A 16948-nucleotide genomic window follows, 5' to 3' on the forward strand; every position below is an offset into this window, starting at 1 on the left:
TCGACCTGCGACGGCGTGCCCACGACCGTGCCGCTCCGAGCGACCACCTTTACGCCGCAGTGCGATCGATCATGTTGTTCACGGTCCGCCCGCATGCAAGCTGCGGTGAAGCCGCGCGGACGAGACTGGCTGGCGCGATAGGTCACACGCTTCAGCGCAACACGGTTCAGCTCGTCTCCAGTTCTGCGGGCTGCGCGGCCAGTCCGCTCGGGATCGCCTGGCGCCGCCGGTCACGTAGCCGCACCGCAAGTTGCTCCAGTTCTTCATATACCGCTGGATTCTCCAATCGAACACGCTCGGAATCCATCCACGCTCGAAAAACGCTGCAGGCACGTAGAATTCGACCACCGACGGTGCGGTTGACGACCTCTTCGTCGAAGATCCTCATGTTCACGCCGGCCGCGAGGTACTCCAGATGAGCGAAGTAGGAGGTCAGCTGGTGGAACTCTGCGCTGTCGATGACCGCGGCCTTGCGCGCGAAGTCGGGGTCTTGATGAATCTCGGCGTACAACTCGTGTTGCCGCTGCAGCGTCGAGGTGATGTAGGTGACCGTGGCACGTTGCTGTTGACGGCGATTCTCCCGCCTGGTCTCGTGCACCAATCTGCCGAGGCCGGCGACCGCCACCAAGAGCGTCAGAGCCGGAACAACCGCGAGGAATGCGCTCATAGCACCAACGATCGCGGACGAGGTGGCCTCACACAAGAGCTGATCTCTCGCGACCGTCGCGCCCGCAACACCGCAGGGACACAATGACTCTCGCAATCAGCGCCTTCGCGCTCCTCATCTCCATCGGGTCGATCGCCGTCTCCACCACCATGGCCGTCAGACAGCAACGACTGTCGCGAAGCGCAAACCACATCCCCACCATGTCGAACCTGATGGCAGAGTTTCGGTCCCCGAAGTTCCACGACGCCCACCGCACGGTGATGGCTCTGCCGAAGCCGCAGGAAGCAGGAATCGGCTTCTCCGATCTGCCCGACGAGGAGCGCGACGCCTTCGTGAGTGTCGTGTACTTCTACCAGATGATCGCTACCCAGATCGCGATGGGCGTCCTCAATGAGGAGGTGATGCTTGCCCAGATTCGCGCGCGAATCGTGGCCATTTGGGACGCGGTCGAACCTTATGTCGAGGCAGAACGGCTGAACAATCCGTACGGCGACAAGCACATGCTCAGCTTGCTCGAATACTACGCAGGCCGTGCGCGGCGCCTCCCCGACGATTCCGCGCGGACACTTCTGAGCCCGGATTCGCTTCCAACCCTCCCTACCAGCGAGGGCAGCATGCCTGTGCGCGGAGACGAGCCCGACCGTGCGAGACCACGGTCAGAGCCTTAGCGCACGAGGAAGCTCCATCGGACCGGTTCATAGACAATCTGCTGTGCGCAAAGGCCGTTGTGCCCAGAAACATCTGCCCGCAGCAGTGACGGCCCTATCAGGCATCGGCTTCAGTTTCCGCCCAGCACTGACCGTCCCACCACCGTTGGCGGCCGGGGTCGTCGGGCGACCGATACCAGCCTGGTGGTGCGGTTGGGGCAGGCAGATCGCGGACTTTGCTGGCCTTTGTCCGCGCGGTGGTGCGACCAGCCTCGGCCTTTCGTCTGTCAGATCGCGCCAGTAATCCGCAGTAGACGAGAAAGACCGTAACCAGCCACAGTGGTATTGCCAGCCAGATCATTCCGCTTGCAAGGGCTGCGGCCGCTCCACCACCGACGACCAATACAAAGAAGGCGATACCGATCTCAGCGTCGCGACTAGCGGGGGCCGCAGCGGGAGAGCCCGTCCGAGCGGAGGACACGAGTTGTTGTCGGGGGAGGCGGTTCGGGCGCGCACCGATAGTCTTGGTGTCGTATATGCCAGTGCCGGGAAGGCGCACTGTCCGCTGCACACGGCCGTCCGCACGGCGTGTCACTCGAACGGGACCAGCACCGGCACTGACGCCGAACCCGGATTTCGATGCGGTGATACGCACCGGACCGAACTTTCTCGTCATGCGAACCATCGACTCCCCTTGGCAGATGAACTCGAAAGTCTGTGGTGCGAAGCCATTCAGACTAATAGCACACGGGCTGAGATTGATGATACTGCCGAATACGGCGCAGACACATACACTTGGTCAACCGACCGTGCCCTTTGAGGCGTCGTGGAGCCAAAAGGCATGACGACTGGCGATATCGGCGTCGCTATGCTCGATACGCCCACATAGCAAGAAGTTTCCGCACCTCCGGCACCTTCGCGTGGGGCCGCAGGGTGGCAGCGGTTTCATCCAAACGCTTCTGTAGCCGGGCAGAGGCCAGATCAGAGATCGTCGGCAATGTTCCGGTGAGCACCGAGCATGCCTGCGAGACGTCGCCATCTTGAATAAGGTTGTGCGCCAAGTGCAGCTGCCATGACGCGCGCTCCCGAGGCCATGCGGCCGACCGCTCGATCGCATCTCGCAGATGTGTCGTGGCGGCCGCATAGTCGCCGAGACGCATATACGCCTTGCCCGACACCCCGCTCATCTCGGCTTCGGGCAGGTACACCCAGTCAGGGTCGTAGCCCCTGGTCGATTCGTAGGCCCGGAAGGCTCTCCCGATCGCCTTGGCTATTTCGGCCCTGTCACCGCGGGCACCATGAGCTTCGGCCTCCCGTAGCGCCATCAGTGCCCGTAGCTTGGGGCCACCTGCCTTAAGCGCGGCCCGCGAAGCAGCCTGTGCATACTGGGTCGCTCGTTGATCGGGAGTAGTGTTCGAGCCGAACCGATTGACCATGAGGTGGCTCGCGTTGCCCAGGGCATGTGCAGCAGCGACGCCATCGTCGGCCGCCGTGGCGGTTTGAGCAGCTTCTGCGTAGTACCGGCCGGCACTGTCCGGATCTCCGGAGTCGTAGTGCACCCAGCCTGCCGCGACCATCATTTCAGCGGTCACGCTCGCCAGATCGCTCCCCACGGCGTCGCTGTAGCTGCCCACATTCAGTAGATGCTGTGCGTAGCGGACCTGCCCGGCCGCCACCGCACGCAGACGATCGCCACCGATGACGAGATCGAGGTCATGGATCTGGTTCACGCTGTCGGAAAGCGCGGAAACATCGGCCGCTCCCACCTTGAGCGTCGATCCAGAAGCCGAGTCCGTGGCGGCCCGCGACGTTCCTGCGCCTACCACCGCCATGCTGCCAGCGCCGAGGGCACCTACTCTGAAGAACTCGCGTCGCTTCACGGCCGCCTCCTCTTCATCCTCCACCACCAGTATGTCAAGTGGCACGCCCAGCGCACGAGCTACGCGGCGCAACGTTCGGACATCGTGAATGGCAGGTCCGTCGTGTTCGAGCTGGGAAATCCCCGGCTGCGTGACGTGAATCAGGGCAGCGAGTTCCGACTGGGTCATCCCGATGGACTTGCGAATGCGCCGGATCACTTCACCAGTTGTCATGTGCACGGCCGATCCCCGTCCTCAAAATGAAAATGCATCTCGGGAAGTTGCGCGAAAGCAAACCCATTGCCGGGCAACGAGTTTAGCCACACAGCGGACCATATACCGGTTTCCGTATATTCAAAAGAAGGTGGGTATTTGCGGGCAGAAGTGCGGCCATTACGCCATATCGTCGTGAACGCACCCGACACCGGGGTGACGCCTCTCTCTCCTCCAACGGCGCGCCAGTTCGCTTGAGAGGCAGGCGAACTGACGGCGAAAGCCCCCGGTGTCGGGTGCACCGCCGATCCCGATACGAACCGAGGTCCCGAACATGCAGTCGGCCACTATCACTCAGTCGGGCGCCACCGTCGAACCGGAATTCGAAGCTGCAGCGAGCCGAGCCGCCCTGCTAAGGGCACTAGACCGTGGTGCGGCAGAGCAGACGCCGAACGGCACCTGGCACGGGGTTGGCGCTGCGACCGCCAGCGCCGCGCCGACCAAAGCCGACAGGCATCGACGGTGCGGAGCGTGATGCCCAATGCCAGCCACCTACGGGAGCCGGCGGCAGCGCCATATCCGTATCGAATCCGGTGCCCTCACACTCGACTACCAGGCGAGTGCGGAACAAGTCCGCGATGTGGCACGGGAGCTAACGCAACACTGTGCAGGCCTTACCGTCACGATCGACGACAAGGTCTGCCTCGATCTGCCGCACCTTCCATGCGCGGGACTATGGGCATGACAGCCGCCGTCGACTCCTCAGTGAGCGCATTGGGTACGTCCCTACTGCGTTGCGCCGGAGAGCAATTCGCCGCGGCGCATCCGGTCAACGACTGCATCCGACGTCAACTCATCGCGTGCTTCGGGATGCTGCCAGTAGTAGCGGATCAGGTACAGCAGAAGCGACGGGTCCAACGCCAGTGTCCACGCGGCGACGTCGATGGATTGCTCCAGCAACCCCTGCTGCAGTCGGTCGAGAAAACCACGTCCGTTCTCAACATCAACTCGTGCACCTGCCGTGGGGTAGGTGCGCACCGTATGAGCGTTGTTCACTATGTCTGGCAGCACCGCACCGACCTGGTCCCACGACAACGTCCGGACCGTACGGCCCATGCCCTGCGATATCCCGCCCGGGGACAGAACGACGTTGTACCGACGATGACGACCAAACAGAAAGAACACGAGGAACGCGATCACCGCCAGCACGACGGCGACGATGACGATCCCTCCGACGTCTATCGCCGAGCCGGCCCCGTCGTCATCGCTCGAAAGGTGACGAACAAACAGCGCTCCGCGGACGACCAGAAAGATCGCGCCTGTCACGAGCCAAAGCATCAGGACCGGGCGCCACGAAGATTTGACCTCGATCAACAGTCCGCTCGGGCCGACGTGCAGGTTGGCCGGCAGGCTCTTTCGCCGGACGCGCAAACTGGGCAACAGCATCAACACGAAGCTCGCCGCCACGACTCCACCAAGCACGCCATAGAACGCCCTCAGCGTGTCTCCATGGGTTGCGAAGTCGATAGCGTAGGGGATTGCGATCAGGACACACAAACTAAAGAAGCCCAGCGCGAGCAGCAGTTTGGCCGGAGGACGCTGCGGGCCCCATTCGCTCGGCCACGGAAGTAGCGGTGATTGGATCCTCGTGTTCGCGGACAACCGGCATCCTCCTGGTTCGATTCCTGCGTCAGGCTACTTGAAGGGCTGTTCAGCGGCCCATGCCCCGAACGAGCCGCCGAAAAAGCCACCCATGGCCGCTCCGGCGCCAGCACAAAAGGCTGACCCGATCGGCCCGGCCGCTGAGCAAGCCCATGCCCCGGCTTCCGCTCCAGCAAGGCCGCCAGCCCAGCCACCTGCCGTCCCGCCGGCTGCGTTGGCTGCCGCCTCGTCTAAAGGTTTGCCGTGACTCCAGTCGTCATAGTTCGTGTAGATATTGACCGCCGCGCCCAACGGGACACCGCCAAGCATCTTCCCGTCGGACTTGAGCAACTGGCTCAGCTGGGCTTTGCTGGCTGCATCGGTGGCGGAGTCCATCGCCCCGACAAATGCGTGCCCGGCGCCCGGCGTCCCGGAATCCAGCAACTGAAGTGCTCGGGCCTGCGATGCCTGCGAATCCGCCATCGCCGCCTGCGCCTGGGCGGCCAACGAGTTGCCAGCTGCCTCGGCGAAAGGAGCCGACCCTGCAGTCATCCCGGCGAACCCCGTCGCGAGCGGATGCTGAATCACGGTGTCCTTGCTCGAACCGTACAAGCTGTTCCACTCTGTACCCGCCCAAAGCTTGGTGTTGTCCCAAATCGTCTGCTTGGGCGCTCCGGTCGGCGCTTGGTTCGGGTCATATTGGAGTACCGAGCCATCGGGGAACTTGGTGACGATCCGACCATCAGCCAGCTGGGCCGTCTGCGCCGTCTTGCCCTGCGCGTCGGTGGTCGTGATCGTGCCATCGGGATTCATAACGGAGCGCATGCCAGCCGAATTGGCCGTGCCGGCCAGTTTGGGCTGCCCATCCGGGCCAGGGACGTACTGTTCGAACGCGCGGAAGCCGTCTGGGCGTTGCCATTGGCGTTCGATGACGCCACCAGGCCCGAAGCGGTCCGTCGTCGTGCCGCCGTTCTGCGGGTACGACTCAGACACCTTCGTGCCGCGCGAGCCGTCGGCATTGACCGCGTACGTGCTGGTCTTACCGTTGCCCTCGGGCACCTTCTGGAACTGCTGCGACTTGCCGTCCGCGGCTGTCACCGTGACACTGGTGATGCCAGCGCTGTCGGGCTTCGTCGTGACCGTGGTGATCGGCGGCTGATTCCCGGTGGTTTCGGTCATGACAGTGGAGCCATCCGGTTGCTGCACCGACGTCGAAACGGTCAGCGTCCCATCCGGGTTCGGCGTCGTGGTGGTCGTCGAGCCGTCGGCGTTTGTCACCGTGATCGGGATGCCTTGCTCCAGCTGCAACGCGCCGCCAAGCACGGGCGGAAGCTCACCTGGTTTCGCAGTATCTGGATGGGTCAGGCCTGGGAACATCGCCCGAATCTGCTTGGGCGGCAGCTCGTACATGGCGACATGGTTGAGCGCCTGGTTCGCGATGTCGATCGCCGCCTTTGCACCGACGGCAGTGTTCTCCGCGTGCTGCAGGGCACCCAGCATCGCAACATGTTGCTGCTGGGCTTCGTAACCCACCTGCAGCGTTGCCATAGTCACATTGGCGGGTTCCTGCTGCGAGTTGCCGGCCGCGGCTTGGATCGCCTTTCGCTTGGCCTCCGCGGTCACGGTGCCATCGTCGGCAACCTCAAAGCCCATGCCCACGATCAGGTTTCGCTTATCGATCACGAACTGTTTGGCGTGTGCCAGTTCCGTCTGCTGCGTCGTGAACGCGGTCTTGAGGCCGGCGATCTTTTCCATCAGGTGGCTGCCTGCGGTCTTCTCGCTTGTCACCCGCGACGCGGCCGCATCGGCGCCGGCACCCTTCCACGACTCGGCAAGGTCATCCTGCGTGGTCAACATGGACTGCAGCAGCTGATCGCCCTTGGTGACGACCTTGTCGAATTGTGTTGCGCACGAGCCCAGCACGTCCGGCTTCCACTTCTCAACATCGGAAATCTTCAGCGTCGGACGGCCCGGCTCCGGGCTCACTTCAGCCCACCCATCTCACGTAGCTTCGTGGCGAAGTCGTCGTCGGTGATCTCGTACTTGTCGCCGACACCCTTTGCGATTTCGGCCATCTCTTGCGGCCGGGCAGCGAAGAAGGTTAAGCCCCCTTTGACCTGGTCTCGCGCCGAGTAGATACTCGCTCCGAGGTCAACACCAGGGAACAGGTCGCTCGCTTCGGCCGGCTCCGTCAATCCGTCTCGCAGCCTGTTGATTTCGCCGGACAGTCCGTCCAGCCACTTCGCCCACGCTCGCAGAGCGTCCGGATCAACCTTCATCCCCACTGGTTCCCCTCCCTGACCACAGCCCGAGGCGTGCCGCCCACGTTCAAGCGGTCAGATTACCAGCGGGACTGCGGCTCGAACGAAGTTACCGATCGGAGCTCGTTAACCGTGCTGGCGTGACTTGAGGTGACGCCACCAGAAGGATTTTGGAGCTTTCGAGTCAGGAATTATCCATCGATTATCTGTCGATGTCTTGACCGCTCTGCTCATCTCCTCGTCGAGCGACGCCAACGCTTCGGCAATGCGATTGTCATCGACACCCGCGAGAAGCTTCCACGTGGCGAACTCAAGCTTGATGAAGCGGACAGCGTGAAGGGCCCATTCAAGATTGTCGCGTTGCGTGTATAGTTCGTCGATGGCGAATCGCACTTCCTCCACGGCGCCTTCGTCGTCTCCTGGAACTGAAGAAAATTTCGGCACTCGCCCCGCAGCGACCGAGATATGACTGTCGAACTCCTTCGTTAGTGATTCGATAAAGCCGAGTTCGGGCTGCTGCTCAATAGAGCCAACCACGGCAGCCAGTTCGTACAGACAATCAATGATACGAGCGGGAGGAGGCATGCCTTGACTTCCGGACGATAAGTTATTGGCTATTTCCAGCGCCTCCATCCACACGGCCAACGCGCGGGTAGCATGGAGGAAGTTACCGAACCGCAAGGCGACGATATCCGATGCGGCCTCGACAAGAGTAGATACGCAGCGAGCTTCGATCGATTCCACCGGAAGCTTACTGTGTTGCAGTTTGGTGAGCTCCGCTGTCCACTGGTCAAAAGGTACGAGGTTAAACGCTGTGCCATCCTGTGGGAATGCGGCATCGAGGGCATCGGAAAGAGCTGTTGCGATATCCGCCATCAGACCGACCACTTTCCGGTACGTACGCTATCGACAAATTTGAATTCACTACTCGGCACGAACGCAGTTCGCGGTACGATAACTTTGGATCCAGCGATTGACCTCGGTAATGTGTTGATGACCAGCATCACGCCAGTTTCGCGTTCAACTTTCACGATCGAGCCCCGGCTGCTAAATTGAAGTATTTCATTCTGATTTGTATTATTTGCAATTTCGGCCAATTTGTCAACGATTGCATCGACGTCGTTCTCATTGAGATCGAACGCCTCCGCGAGCGAGCTGCGGTGGCCACCATTGACTTCATGGAGCAGTATGTGGTCGAAGAGGGTGCTCTCTGGCTCGCTGAACGAATTAAGTGCTTGATACTGTTGCTTGTGACGGATCAGCTCGACTTTCGTCACAGGAGGCGTTGTAATCTGCCTCGCCTGTAGGTAGTTGACGACGTGTTGTACGGCTCTTTGGCCAGCGCCTGCTCGAACATGGAGTGAACCGTCCAGGTTGGTTGTGGTTCGGAAACGGAGTCGCCTATTGCAAATTTTGGCACGCTGACGCCATTCAGGATTGCTTTCGCATCGAGCGCAGTATGTAGGCGTCTTCCATGAACCATCGTTGCGGTGAAACATGATCTTCACGCCTTTAGGCACTCGCAACCGGTAGGAGCATGCGGAGCAGGTCACGTCCTCGTCCGTTTGCGCATCGAGCCACGTTTTGCAACTGCGGCAGTTCGTCGGGGTAGATAGCCCTTTGCTCTGGAACCATTCTGGCGGTGCACCCTGGAAATGCCGCTCACCTTGGCAGCCCCTGTTTCGGCACGTGTAGGTATAGGACGGCAGCTCGGGCATCAGCGCAGCTCCGTTACGTGCGCCACGTCGAGCCAGAAGCCTTCCGGGGTGGGACGGTGCAGCAGCAGCACCCTTCCTGAGAAGCGTGGCGTGCTGCCGTTCGGTGCCGTCACGGCGCTGCCCGCGCGGCAGATTCGTCGACCACCCGAAGCCCAGAACAGCATCGGGGTGCCGTCCTTGCGCTCTTCAACGTCCAGCTGTAGGGCTGGACGACCGGGAAGTTGGTGCAATCCGGTCGTAAGCCGGTCGACATCGCGGTCGGTAATGGTTGGCCAGGCAACGTCGCCGAGGGCACGTGGTGTGCGGGTGCCGAATACGTGCTTGATTGCGCCCGGTCGGTCGCGGTTGACCTTCGGCACCCGAGCGATCACGGCACTCACGCGAGTAAGAAGTTCTTTCACCTTGTTGGTGTCCATTCCAAGTGCCTCGCACAGTCGGTCGAGGCCCGACAGGCTGGCGCGGTGGAGCGAAAGCAGCGGAGCACGCTGCTCATCCAAGTAGGGGCCGAATGCCCGGCCGCAGAACGCCACCACCTGATACAGGGCGATGAGTTCGTTTGATCGGCACAGCTGATCGGCGGTGAGGTCGAAAGGGCTTGGGGCGCCCGTCATTTGGTCAAGGCTCACGCGGCTTCGCATCAGGACCGAGAGTGTGCTGTCCGAACACGCGAGGGCCACAATCCAGAACAATGTTCCCAGCCGATCCGGTGTCGGCTTCGCCAATTCAGCTTGAAGCCGCACCGCGTACGGGAGATATCCATCGCCGATCCATGGACCGACGGACCTGCCGGCGGAAGTGAGATTGGCGTCGGTGTCGGCAACGCCGAGGCGCATGAGGTAGCGGCGTTCTTCGACGAGTTGCGTCAGTCGGGGGATTGTAAGCAGAGCGCGCCGTGACGGGAGGCGAAGCCTGGCTAGGCCCTCACCGATTTCAGCCGGTGTTCGCCAGCCCCGCTCGAAGGTGTAGTAAGCCAGCGACAGGAGCGACGCCTTTGCTAGTGGCGTGCGTACAGGCTCGTATTCGAGGTCTGGACTGTTCAGCTTTTCACGGCCGAACTCGGTGTATGGCGCACCAACGTCGGTCGTGATGATGCCGATTCCGGCGCGGCGTCGGCCGACACGGCCGAGCCGTTGTTTGAGGGAATTAAATGGAAGCGGTGTAACCGTCGGCAGGCTTCGGTCACCGACAACGACGTTCTCATACCCGCTGTCCATGGTGACCGCGAAGTCCAAAGTGCCGATCGTGACACCCATTTCGATCACGCTGGTCGCCACCACCACGTACGGCTCGGCGCGTTGCTCGACCTTGGCAAGTGCCTCGGTAAAGCGAGCCATCTCGGCCGGGTTCTTGGTCTGCTTGCTGGACAGCTCCAGTACCGCCAGCGGCGTACCGTTGCTCTGTAGCCGGGCTTCCTTGAGTTGCTTCTGAATAACTACGGCGTCGCTGTTTGACCCGGACAATGAATTGATCGCCACCAGCAGGCCATGGGCCCGACGCTCGTCGCCGAACAGATCCGCAATGATCCGCTCCCGCAGGGCGTGGTTCGGTGCTGGTAGGAGCGGTGAGTCTTGGTTTCGGCGAATCAGCAGGTCCGTGACCACCTCGACGATCGACTCGCGCATCGTCCGGCCGGTGGTGCTGATGTAGATCGGGTGCCGCTGCTTGTTCGCGACGATGATGTTGTCCGGGGCGATGCCCAACAGGTCGGGGATGGAGGTCGTGTCCACCGTCGCGGACATGTAGTCAACCTTGACGCCGGCCTGTCGGCAGATGGTGATAGCCAACTCGACGTCAGGATTCTGCCCGATTGTCTCGTGGGCCTCGTCGATGATGACGCGATCACGTAGCGGATCAAACTCACCTGCACGGGCGCGCAAGGTGAAGATACCGGTCGTGACAAAAATAATCGGCGCGTCAGGCCGCAAGGTCTTACTCGAACTGACTGATCCGAACAAGAAAGGCGTTCGCGGACCGAGCTGTTGCGAGGCGAAGAGCTTGCGAAACGTTTCGTGCATGTACGCACCCTGCTCGTCGGCAATCATGACTCGCGGCTCGACAACCCACACTCGTGGCACCGTTCCAGGGCGAACTTCTCGGAGGTCGGCACATTGCTGTAACCAAACATGCGGTGGTGCGACAACTGTCTTGCCGAGCCCTGTCGCAGCCACTAGGAAGAACGGCTTGCTAGCCATTGCAGGGAGGTACTCGTCGATAGTCAGCTTGTCTGTAGTGATCAGCTCTTGGAGCGCTCTCGCAACCTGAAACGGACAGATCGTTGACCCAACCTCGGTGCGAAGGGTGTAATTCGGCGGAAGGCCGTAATCCGCAGCCTTCATTACTAGCTGCCGTCCTCATCGTAGGCAATCTCGATAGCGAACGTTAGTTCGGACAAATCACCGACCATGTCAGCACCGGTCGTTTCGATCTCGCCAGCAGGTGCGAGCTTTTTGGCACTGGTGAGTTTCAGTTCATTTTGAACCAATTTCATCTGCGCAGGGTCGTCATAGACCCAGTCGGCAAGAGTTACCTGTCTCACGAGGACCAGCTGCTCGTCATCGAGTAATTGCGCAAAGTCGCGTGCTGCGCTTCGCAGTCCGGGATTCACACCCTGCCTCCACTGGTCGGGTGCGCCCATCTCCGGGAACTCGACGACCATGCGACCATGTTCATCCCAATCTATGTCAATATAAAAGTGGAGAACCCATTCGTCGCCCTCGGGGCTGCGTTTGCCATAAGAATGAAACTTCTGTATCCATCGGTTATCGTCGGCCAGTCCAGTGTCCACCAGCCGATTGATTTCACCGTCAGGCCATCCTATTTCAGCTAGGGCAGCTTTAATATTGATCTGCAAGAGCTTCAACCGGGCGAATGTCGCCGTATACGTCGATGTCCTGGCCATTACTGCTCCTCAGATGCTGTAGCGGCGAAGTTGGCCACTGCATGCTCATTGGCGAGGAGACCTTTCGCTGCCGCAATCAGATCGGCAATGGCGACATGACCATCGGTGTCGATCTGACCTTGTTTGGCATGCCACACGACCTCGCGGACCCCATAATCCTGAAGCAGGCCTCGGACGTATTGGTCGCGAGCGTCGTTCAACGCGTCGACGAAGAAGGATGTCGATTTACCCGGGAACTGCTCCACGAGCTCAGCGATGTCCGCGGTCGGCAGCTGCGGCAAGACTGCTCGCAATATCTCAATCATCTCACCTGCGTCGGGCCGCCAGTGGAACAGCTTCATCCTGCCGGATCGGCGCAGCGGGCCGTAGAGTTTCGTAAAGTCGTTGCCAGTCAAGAAGACCGGGACTCGCATGTTGGGCGATCCAGTGACCGAAGCCGGCCGATCGCACAGATGCATCAGTTCACCGATGACGAGCTGGCGGTTGACGGTGTACTGGACCATCGCACCCCAGTCACCAAGTGCTGCGTCGATGTCGTTGATCACGACCGCCGCGGCGACAACACCTTCCGCCTCCATCTTCTGCGCTGCATTGAGATAGGTCTTGCGTACGAGGCGAGCAGGGTCGTTGGCGCGGTCGCTCTCCAGATCTGCGCTGCTGATAGGCAGGACAGCCACACCGACCTGCCGCAGCACGGTATCGAGTTGGAAGCTCTTGCCCACGCCGGCCGGACCATGGATTCCCAGCAGTAGCGGGGTGCCGGGCGCGGGCAGACGCATGAGGTTCCGAACCAGATGAAGCTCGACTTCGGCCCGGAACCGAGGAGAGACATGGACAGCGCTGTTCATCGGAGAGTCCCGTCTTGGCGATAGGCATCAAGGTTCCTGTTGAGTCGTGCGAACCGATCGCGCAACCGCGGTGGTCGGCGCTGCTCTACGCGCCACACCTCATGGCCCGCACCATCGGCTTCCGACTCAGCGGGTGGTGGGCTTGCCTCACTCGGTAAAACAGCTGGGCTGTCGGACAGCTCGGCTTTGGCCGTGGCAGCCCCTGCAGGGAGTTCATGATCATTCTGTCCGATATCAATCGGGTCGATCTGCCGTGCTGCTTCGTAGATAGCACGTGCCTCGTCCTCTGAAGTTACCGGATTACCGCTGATGTCCAATCTTCAGCTCTTTCCATACAAACCGATAGGTATATTATGCCCATGGTCCGAGAATGGCGGCCGATGGCGCACTCGATCTATGATCCGTCCCCCATCAGGTTCCGTCTACGCGACGGTCGATACTGTCATGTTTTTGTCACTCAGCTCGCCTGGTCGCAATCGATCGACGGTGCAACAATCGTCTTTAGCCTCTAGACATATTGGAGCAACTCTGTCGTGACTGACTCTCTCTTCGTTGAGCTGAAACAACTGCGCCGTGGACATGGACTTCGCTCCCATGACGTCGTTGAACGAATTGGCCCTCATCTTCGTCAGATTTGCGGCATAAGTTCGAGTGACTCGCCAGCCGAGGCGCGAGGGAAACTTACTCTGAGAATCACCCAAGACTGCGGCCGACTACCGGAGCCCTTCGGTTACGTCGCGTCAGTGGCCTTTGCGCTCGATAGGGGGAGTAATCGGACCGAACGTCGGTTTTTGCACCAACGGGTTAAAGATCTTGCCGCCAGCTTCGATCGCGACCCGAGGACGGCCTTGCGTCGTATCGATCAAGCCTTGTACATGTTGGCAGAGTTAATGGCAGGCCCGGTGAGAGCGCTAGACACCGAGTCCGACTCGATTGCCAACGCTGGATGGTATACGGAACACCTGGGGGTGACGCTTCACCTCACCGACGGTGCTGTTCGGCTGATTGAGGAACGGCGGATCGTCGCGACTGCGGAGGAACTCGATGAAATTGTTGTTTCGTATAGCTTTTCCCAAGCGCAGGGCAATCCTGATACCTTCATGGAACTCGAAGCTGTGATGGGTTTCGGTGGTGAACTTGTCGAGGAGCGCCGGGTGGGTCGTTCACACGTGGATTTCACGGTTCGTTTACCCGAGCCTATCGGCATGGGGCAATATCACGACTACAGTATTGTTATTGCGTCTTCGCTACTTCCGCGGTCAATTCTTCCTTACTACGTCGTCACGCCCTGGCGTAACCTCCACTCTCTGCGGATGCGGTTATGTTTCGGACAGGACGTCCCTAAAGCTATTTGGCGAATCAACGGCTTACCTCCAGCCGTTTTGGGAGAGTTGGAGACTTCTGACGACTTGCTGTCCGCTGACAGCCTGGGCGAAGTGCAATCGGAATTCCATCAGCTACGCCTCGCTTTGAGCTATGGTGTTGGTTGGCTTTACTGACGAGGGTCATTAATGCGCAAGTTTATTCTGCAAGACAAGGCGCTATAAGCCGGATATTGGATCGAACGGTATGAATTATGGCCAGCACGTCACGCCAACGCGCTATTAGCGAAACCGGACAATTACTCTCTCGACTGTTGAGCAACGAGGGGGCGTATTCTCGTAAGTGGCGAGTGGCTGGGAGGCGCCTTCGATCCGAACAGGTGCCGCAAGCCGCCGTTTCCCACGTCATCGCCCAGTACCTCTGGGACGTCGGTGAGTACCCCGACACCGACACCGATCTACCCCGTAAGATTCGAGATAGGATCCGCCGCGCACTGCTCGGCGAGAACCTCTCCGGCGAAACGCTGAACTGGTTCATAGGTGCCTTTGACATGACAGATGAAGACTCCCAACGGCTTTGGGCATCCTTCTCGGGCGATGCCGTCAGTCGGAACGAAGGCATCACGGACACGGTCCCCGTAGAACGGCCGCACGGCAAGCGGCAATGGCACCGAACGCTCACACTGTTCGAACGCTACTTCTTCGCCGCCGACGGGACATACAAGCTGCGCCGCACCTTGCAGGTTATTCAGGCGATCGAGGACGGCATCGACAGCTACCTGTTTAACCACGAACCGTACGCGCAGCGTATCCATGTTCTGTATGGCGGCCACCTAGGCAACCATTACGAATACGGCTTCGGTCTCGTGAGCGACGACATTGCGTTCGGTCGGCAACTGAACACCGGGCAGCGCACTGCTTTCGAGTACGAAACGCACTTCGAACCAGGTGCCCACTTCGTCACCGAAGTCCGTAGGCCTGTACGAGCGCGCGTCGAAAACCTGGACTTCGCTATCCAATTCACGCCAGACCGCCTCCCCTCTGCCGTGTACTTCTGCGCCTGGCCCGACCACTACGAAGGCGAACCGGTACTCCAGGAACCGCTGACGCTCAACGACGGTGCGGCACACCGCTTCGTTCCTTATGCCCAGCAATCTGTGCTCGGTTTTCGGTGGACCTGGCCTAACTTGTAGCTCTCGGCTCGTCCTTATGGCGCAGTTACGGCGCACGCCGTAACTGCGCCTTTGCGTTGTTTCACTTCCTTTCGGGCGCACCGGAGTTCGGTATCCGGCGCTCGGAAAGGAGGTGAAGTCTTATGGTAGAAGGCCATTTTCACGCTGGAGCCCGGCGTCGTTCCGGGGCTCCGCTTCTTGCGCGGCTACTGCATGCACTGCTGATAGTGACGCGACGCGGGTGACGACGAAGACCGGAACTAAACGGGTGTCACATATTGCCATGCAGTGAAATGCGCTGGCGCGCCCGGCCTTCGTCGTCTTGACGGGCCTGGTGCCGGAGGGCCATCCGGCACCAGGCCCACTCACGCCATCCGAATTCATCTCTCGGTCCAAGCCTTCCAACACCTAACCAAGGAGTGCCGCATGGCCTGTCCCACCGTAGCCCCATCCTCCGCGCCCGACAGGCGGATCAGTCGTCCCTTCCGCGCCGGCCTCGCCGCGGGTGCGGCGATCAGCCTGTCGCTGGCCACCTTGATCGGTATCGCCGGTTGCACCACGCTGCACGTGGCCAAAGCGCCAACCGCCATCACCATCGTCGCCACCGCTACCAGCGCCGAACCGCGGGCGGCCCTGCCGGATTCGCTCGCCGCCGAGCTGACGAACATTTCCAAGCAGTCCAAACGCCCTGGCGACGCCACCGTGCGCATCGTGTCCTCGACCACCGGTGCCGTCGCCACGACGGACCTGACGCCCCTTCGGCCGAACGGCCAAGTGCAGCACGCCACGGCCGACGCCGAGCGCCAAATCGCCGCGTCGGTAAAAGGACTGTCGGACCAGCTGGCGGAAGCGCGGGCCGATCAGTCGGGCCTCGACCTCCTCGGACTGCTCGACCGCGCCAGCCAGGTGCCCGGCGACATCGAGGTGGTCTCCTCAGGCATCACCACGGCCGCACCGGTCGATCTGCGCGTCGTCGGCTGGAATACCAAGCCGGACAGCGTCATCGACAGCATTGGCCGCCAGGGCCGTATGCCTCACCTGGCCGGTCGTCACGTGACGTTCCATGGCCTGGGCATTGCCGCCGGTTCGCAGCCAGGCTTGCCGCCGTTCGCCCGGACGCTGGTCGAACAGCTGTGGGCCGGGATCTGCCAGCGTGCCGAAGCGGCCAGTTGCACTGTCGCGCATGATGCCTCGTCCGGACTGGCACCGGTGGCGACCTTGCCGGTCCCCGTGGTCCCGGTGCCGGACGCCATCACGGAAGGCGGCTGTCCGGTCTGGGCCAGCTTGTCAGACCAGACGCTGCATTTCTCCCCGGAGAGCGCCGTCCTGCCGGCGAATGCCGACGATGCGCTTCGGCCCATCGTCCAGTCTGCCGCTGCGTGCAGCGTCCAGTCCATCGACATCACCGGCCACATCGCCGACACCGGCAGCGGACGGGACGACCGTGATCTGTCCGGCCAACGTGCCCGATCGGTGGCGGATCGGCTTCTGGCGCTGGGGCTTCCAGCTCAGCAGCTTGGCACCGTCACCGGCAAGGGCGCCAGCGAGCCGGTGGTGCCGGACATCGTCGGCGGCGTGCTGGATGAGCTGCGGGCCCAGCAGAACCGGCGCGTCGAAGTCACTTATCACCGCGGCGGCCAGTGATGTCCGGCCACCGTTCTACTCCCTCAGAACCCTCATCCCTTAACCAGATTGGAGATC

The 16948-nt window shown here is 61.1% G+C and carries 15 protein-coding genes; 4 read left to right on the forward strand and 11 right to left on the reverse strand.

Translation table 11 applies throughout. From position 1 onward, the window contains the following. Window positions 1-166: 166 nt before the first annotated feature. Window positions 167-667, reverse strand: coding sequence for a DUF4760 domain-containing protein (locus tag IG65_RS0127750; protein WP_030517900.1), 501 nt, complete (start codon window positions 665-667; stop codon window positions 167-169). An 83-nt stretch (window positions 668-750) separates the two neighbouring features. Between IG65_RS0127750 and IG65_RS0127755 the strand changes: the two genes are divergently transcribed. Continuing rightward, entirely contained in the window at window positions 751-1335 is a 585-nt protein-coding gene (locus IG65_RS0127755) for a DUF4760 domain-containing protein (protein ID WP_051756993.1), read from the forward strand. A gap of 97 nt (window positions 1336-1432) precedes the next feature. Here the strand turns inward: IG65_RS0127755 and IG65_RS39895 are convergent, their stop codons facing one another. The 10 genes from IG65_RS39895 to IG65_RS37230 form a co-directional block, all read right to left on the reverse strand. Continuing rightward, a complete protein-coding gene (locus IG65_RS39895; protein ID WP_081879811.1) occupies window positions 1433-1999 on the reverse strand; it encodes a DUF4236 domain-containing protein in 567 nt (188 codons plus the stop codon). Window positions 2000-2180: 181 nt separating this feature from the next. Continuing rightward, window positions 2181-3407 carry a helix-turn-helix domain-containing protein gene (locus tag IG65_RS0127760; RefSeq protein WP_156055802.1) on the reverse strand — a complete coding sequence of 409 codons (1227 nt, stop codon included), beginning with the start codon at window positions 3405-3407 and terminating at the stop codon, window positions 2181-2183. Window positions 3408-4172: 765 nt separating this feature from the next. After that, entirely contained in the window at window positions 4173-5048 is an 876-nt protein-coding gene (locus IG65_RS0127765; RefSeq protein WP_030517903.1) for a hypothetical protein, read from the reverse strand. A gap of 33 nt (window positions 5049-5081) precedes the next feature. Continuing rightward, window positions 5082-7013 (reverse strand): RHS repeat protein, encoded by a 1932-nt coding sequence (locus IG65_RS36155; protein ID WP_051756996.1) that lies wholly within the window; start codon window positions 7011-7013, stop codon window positions 5082-5084. Next, entirely contained in the window at window positions 7010-7312 is a 303-nt protein-coding gene (locus tag IG65_RS0127775) for a hypothetical protein (RefSeq protein ID WP_030517904.1), read from the reverse strand. The genes IG65_RS36155 and IG65_RS0127775 overlap by 4 nt, the downstream gene beginning before the upstream one ends. A gap of 102 nt (window positions 7313-7414) precedes the next feature. Continuing rightward, window positions 7415-8164 carry a hypothetical protein gene (locus IG65_RS0127780; RefSeq protein WP_156055803.1) on the reverse strand — a complete coding sequence of 250 codons (750 nt, stop codon included), beginning with the start codon at window positions 8162-8164 and terminating at the stop codon, window positions 7415-7417. Next, entirely contained in the window at window positions 8164-8565 is a 402-nt protein-coding gene (locus IG65_RS38015; protein ID WP_146165333.1) for a hypothetical protein, read from the reverse strand. Before IG65_RS38015 ends, IG65_RS0127780 begins: the two co-directional genes overlap by 1 nt. 440 nt (window positions 8566-9005) lie before the next feature. Next, a complete protein-coding gene (locus tag IG65_RS0127790) occupies window positions 9006-11342 on the reverse strand; it encodes a DEAD/DEAH box helicase (RefSeq protein ID WP_030517907.1) in 2337 nt (778 codons plus the stop codon). Window positions 11343-11344: 2 nt separating this feature from the next. Then, window positions 11345-11905, reverse strand: coding sequence for a hypothetical protein (locus tag IG65_RS0127795; RefSeq protein ID WP_030517908.1), 561 nt, complete (start codon window positions 11903-11905; stop codon window positions 11345-11347). Then, window positions 11905-12753, reverse strand: coding sequence for an AAA family ATPase (locus tag IG65_RS37230; RefSeq protein WP_081879813.1), 849 nt, complete (start codon window positions 12751-12753; stop codon window positions 11905-11907). Before IG65_RS37230 ends, IG65_RS0127795 begins: the two co-directional genes overlap by 1 nt. A 743-nt stretch (window positions 12754-13496) precedes the next feature. Here IG65_RS37230 and IG65_RS37235 point away from each other — a divergent pair. The 3 genes from IG65_RS37235 to IG65_RS36175 all read left to right on the forward strand — a co-directional run bounded on the left by IG65_RS37235 (window position 13497) and on the right by IG65_RS36175 (window position 16891). After that, complete coding sequence (locus IG65_RS37235; RefSeq protein WP_156055804.1) at window positions 13497-14252, forward strand: hypothetical protein; 756 nt, start codon at window positions 13497-13499, stop codon at window positions 14250-14252. Window positions 14253-14455: 203 nt separating this feature from the next. Next, window positions 14456-15268 (forward strand): hypothetical protein, encoded by an 813-nt coding sequence (locus IG65_RS0127810; protein WP_051757003.1) that lies wholly within the window; start codon window positions 14456-14458, stop codon window positions 15266-15268. Window positions 15269-15673: 405 nt separating this feature from the next. After that, complete coding sequence (locus IG65_RS36175; RefSeq protein ID WP_051757005.1) at window positions 15674-16891, forward strand: OmpA family protein; 1218 nt, start codon at window positions 15674-15676, stop codon at window positions 16889-16891. The last annotated feature ends 57 nt before the right edge of the window (window positions 16892-16948 follow it).

It is taken from the genome of Nocardia sp. NRRL WC-3656 (assembly GCF_000720265.1).
GTDB classification, from domain to species: Bacteria; Actinomycetota; Actinomycetes; order Mycobacteriales; family Mycobacteriaceae; genus Nocardia; species Nocardia nova.

What these genes read in the sequence shown, in the direction of transcription:
- IG65_RS0127780 (WP_156055803.1), bottom strand. Translation starts at nt 8,164, where the DNA reads ATGGCGGATATCGCAACAGCTCTTTCCGATGCCCTCGATGCCGCATTC.
- IG65_RS36175 (WP_051757005.1), top strand. Translation starts at nt 15,674, where the DNA reads ATGGCCTGTCCCACCGTAGCCCCATCCTCCGCGCCCGACAGGCGGATC.
- IG65_RS0127790 (WP_030517907.1), bottom strand. Translation starts at nt 11,342, where the DNA reads ATGAAGGCTGCGGATTACGGCCTTCCGCCGAATTACACCCTTCGCACC.
- IG65_RS0127795 (WP_030517908.1), bottom strand. Translation starts at nt 11,905, where the DNA reads ATGGCCAGGACATCGACGTATACGGCGACATTCGCCCGGTTGAAGCTC.
- IG65_RS0127755 (WP_051756993.1), top strand. Translation starts at nt 751, where the DNA reads ATGACTCTCGCAATCAGCGCCTTCGCGCTCCTCATCTCCATCGGGTCG.
- IG65_RS0127760 (WP_156055802.1), bottom strand. Translation starts at nt 3,407, where the DNA reads ATGACAACTGGTGAAGTGATCCGGCGCATTCGCAAGTCCATCGGGATG.
- IG65_RS39895 (WP_081879811.1), bottom strand. Translation starts at nt 1,999, where the DNA reads ATGGTTCGCATGACGAGAAAGTTCGGTCCGGTGCGTATCACCGCATCG.
- IG65_RS37230 (WP_081879813.1), bottom strand. Translation starts at nt 12,753, where the DNA reads ATGAACAGCGCTGTCCATGTCTCTCCTCGGTTCCGGGCCGAAGTCGAG.
- IG65_RS0127750 (WP_030517900.1), bottom strand. Translation starts at nt 667, where the DNA reads ATGAGCGCATTCCTCGCGGTTGTTCCGGCTCTGACGCTCTTGGTGGCG.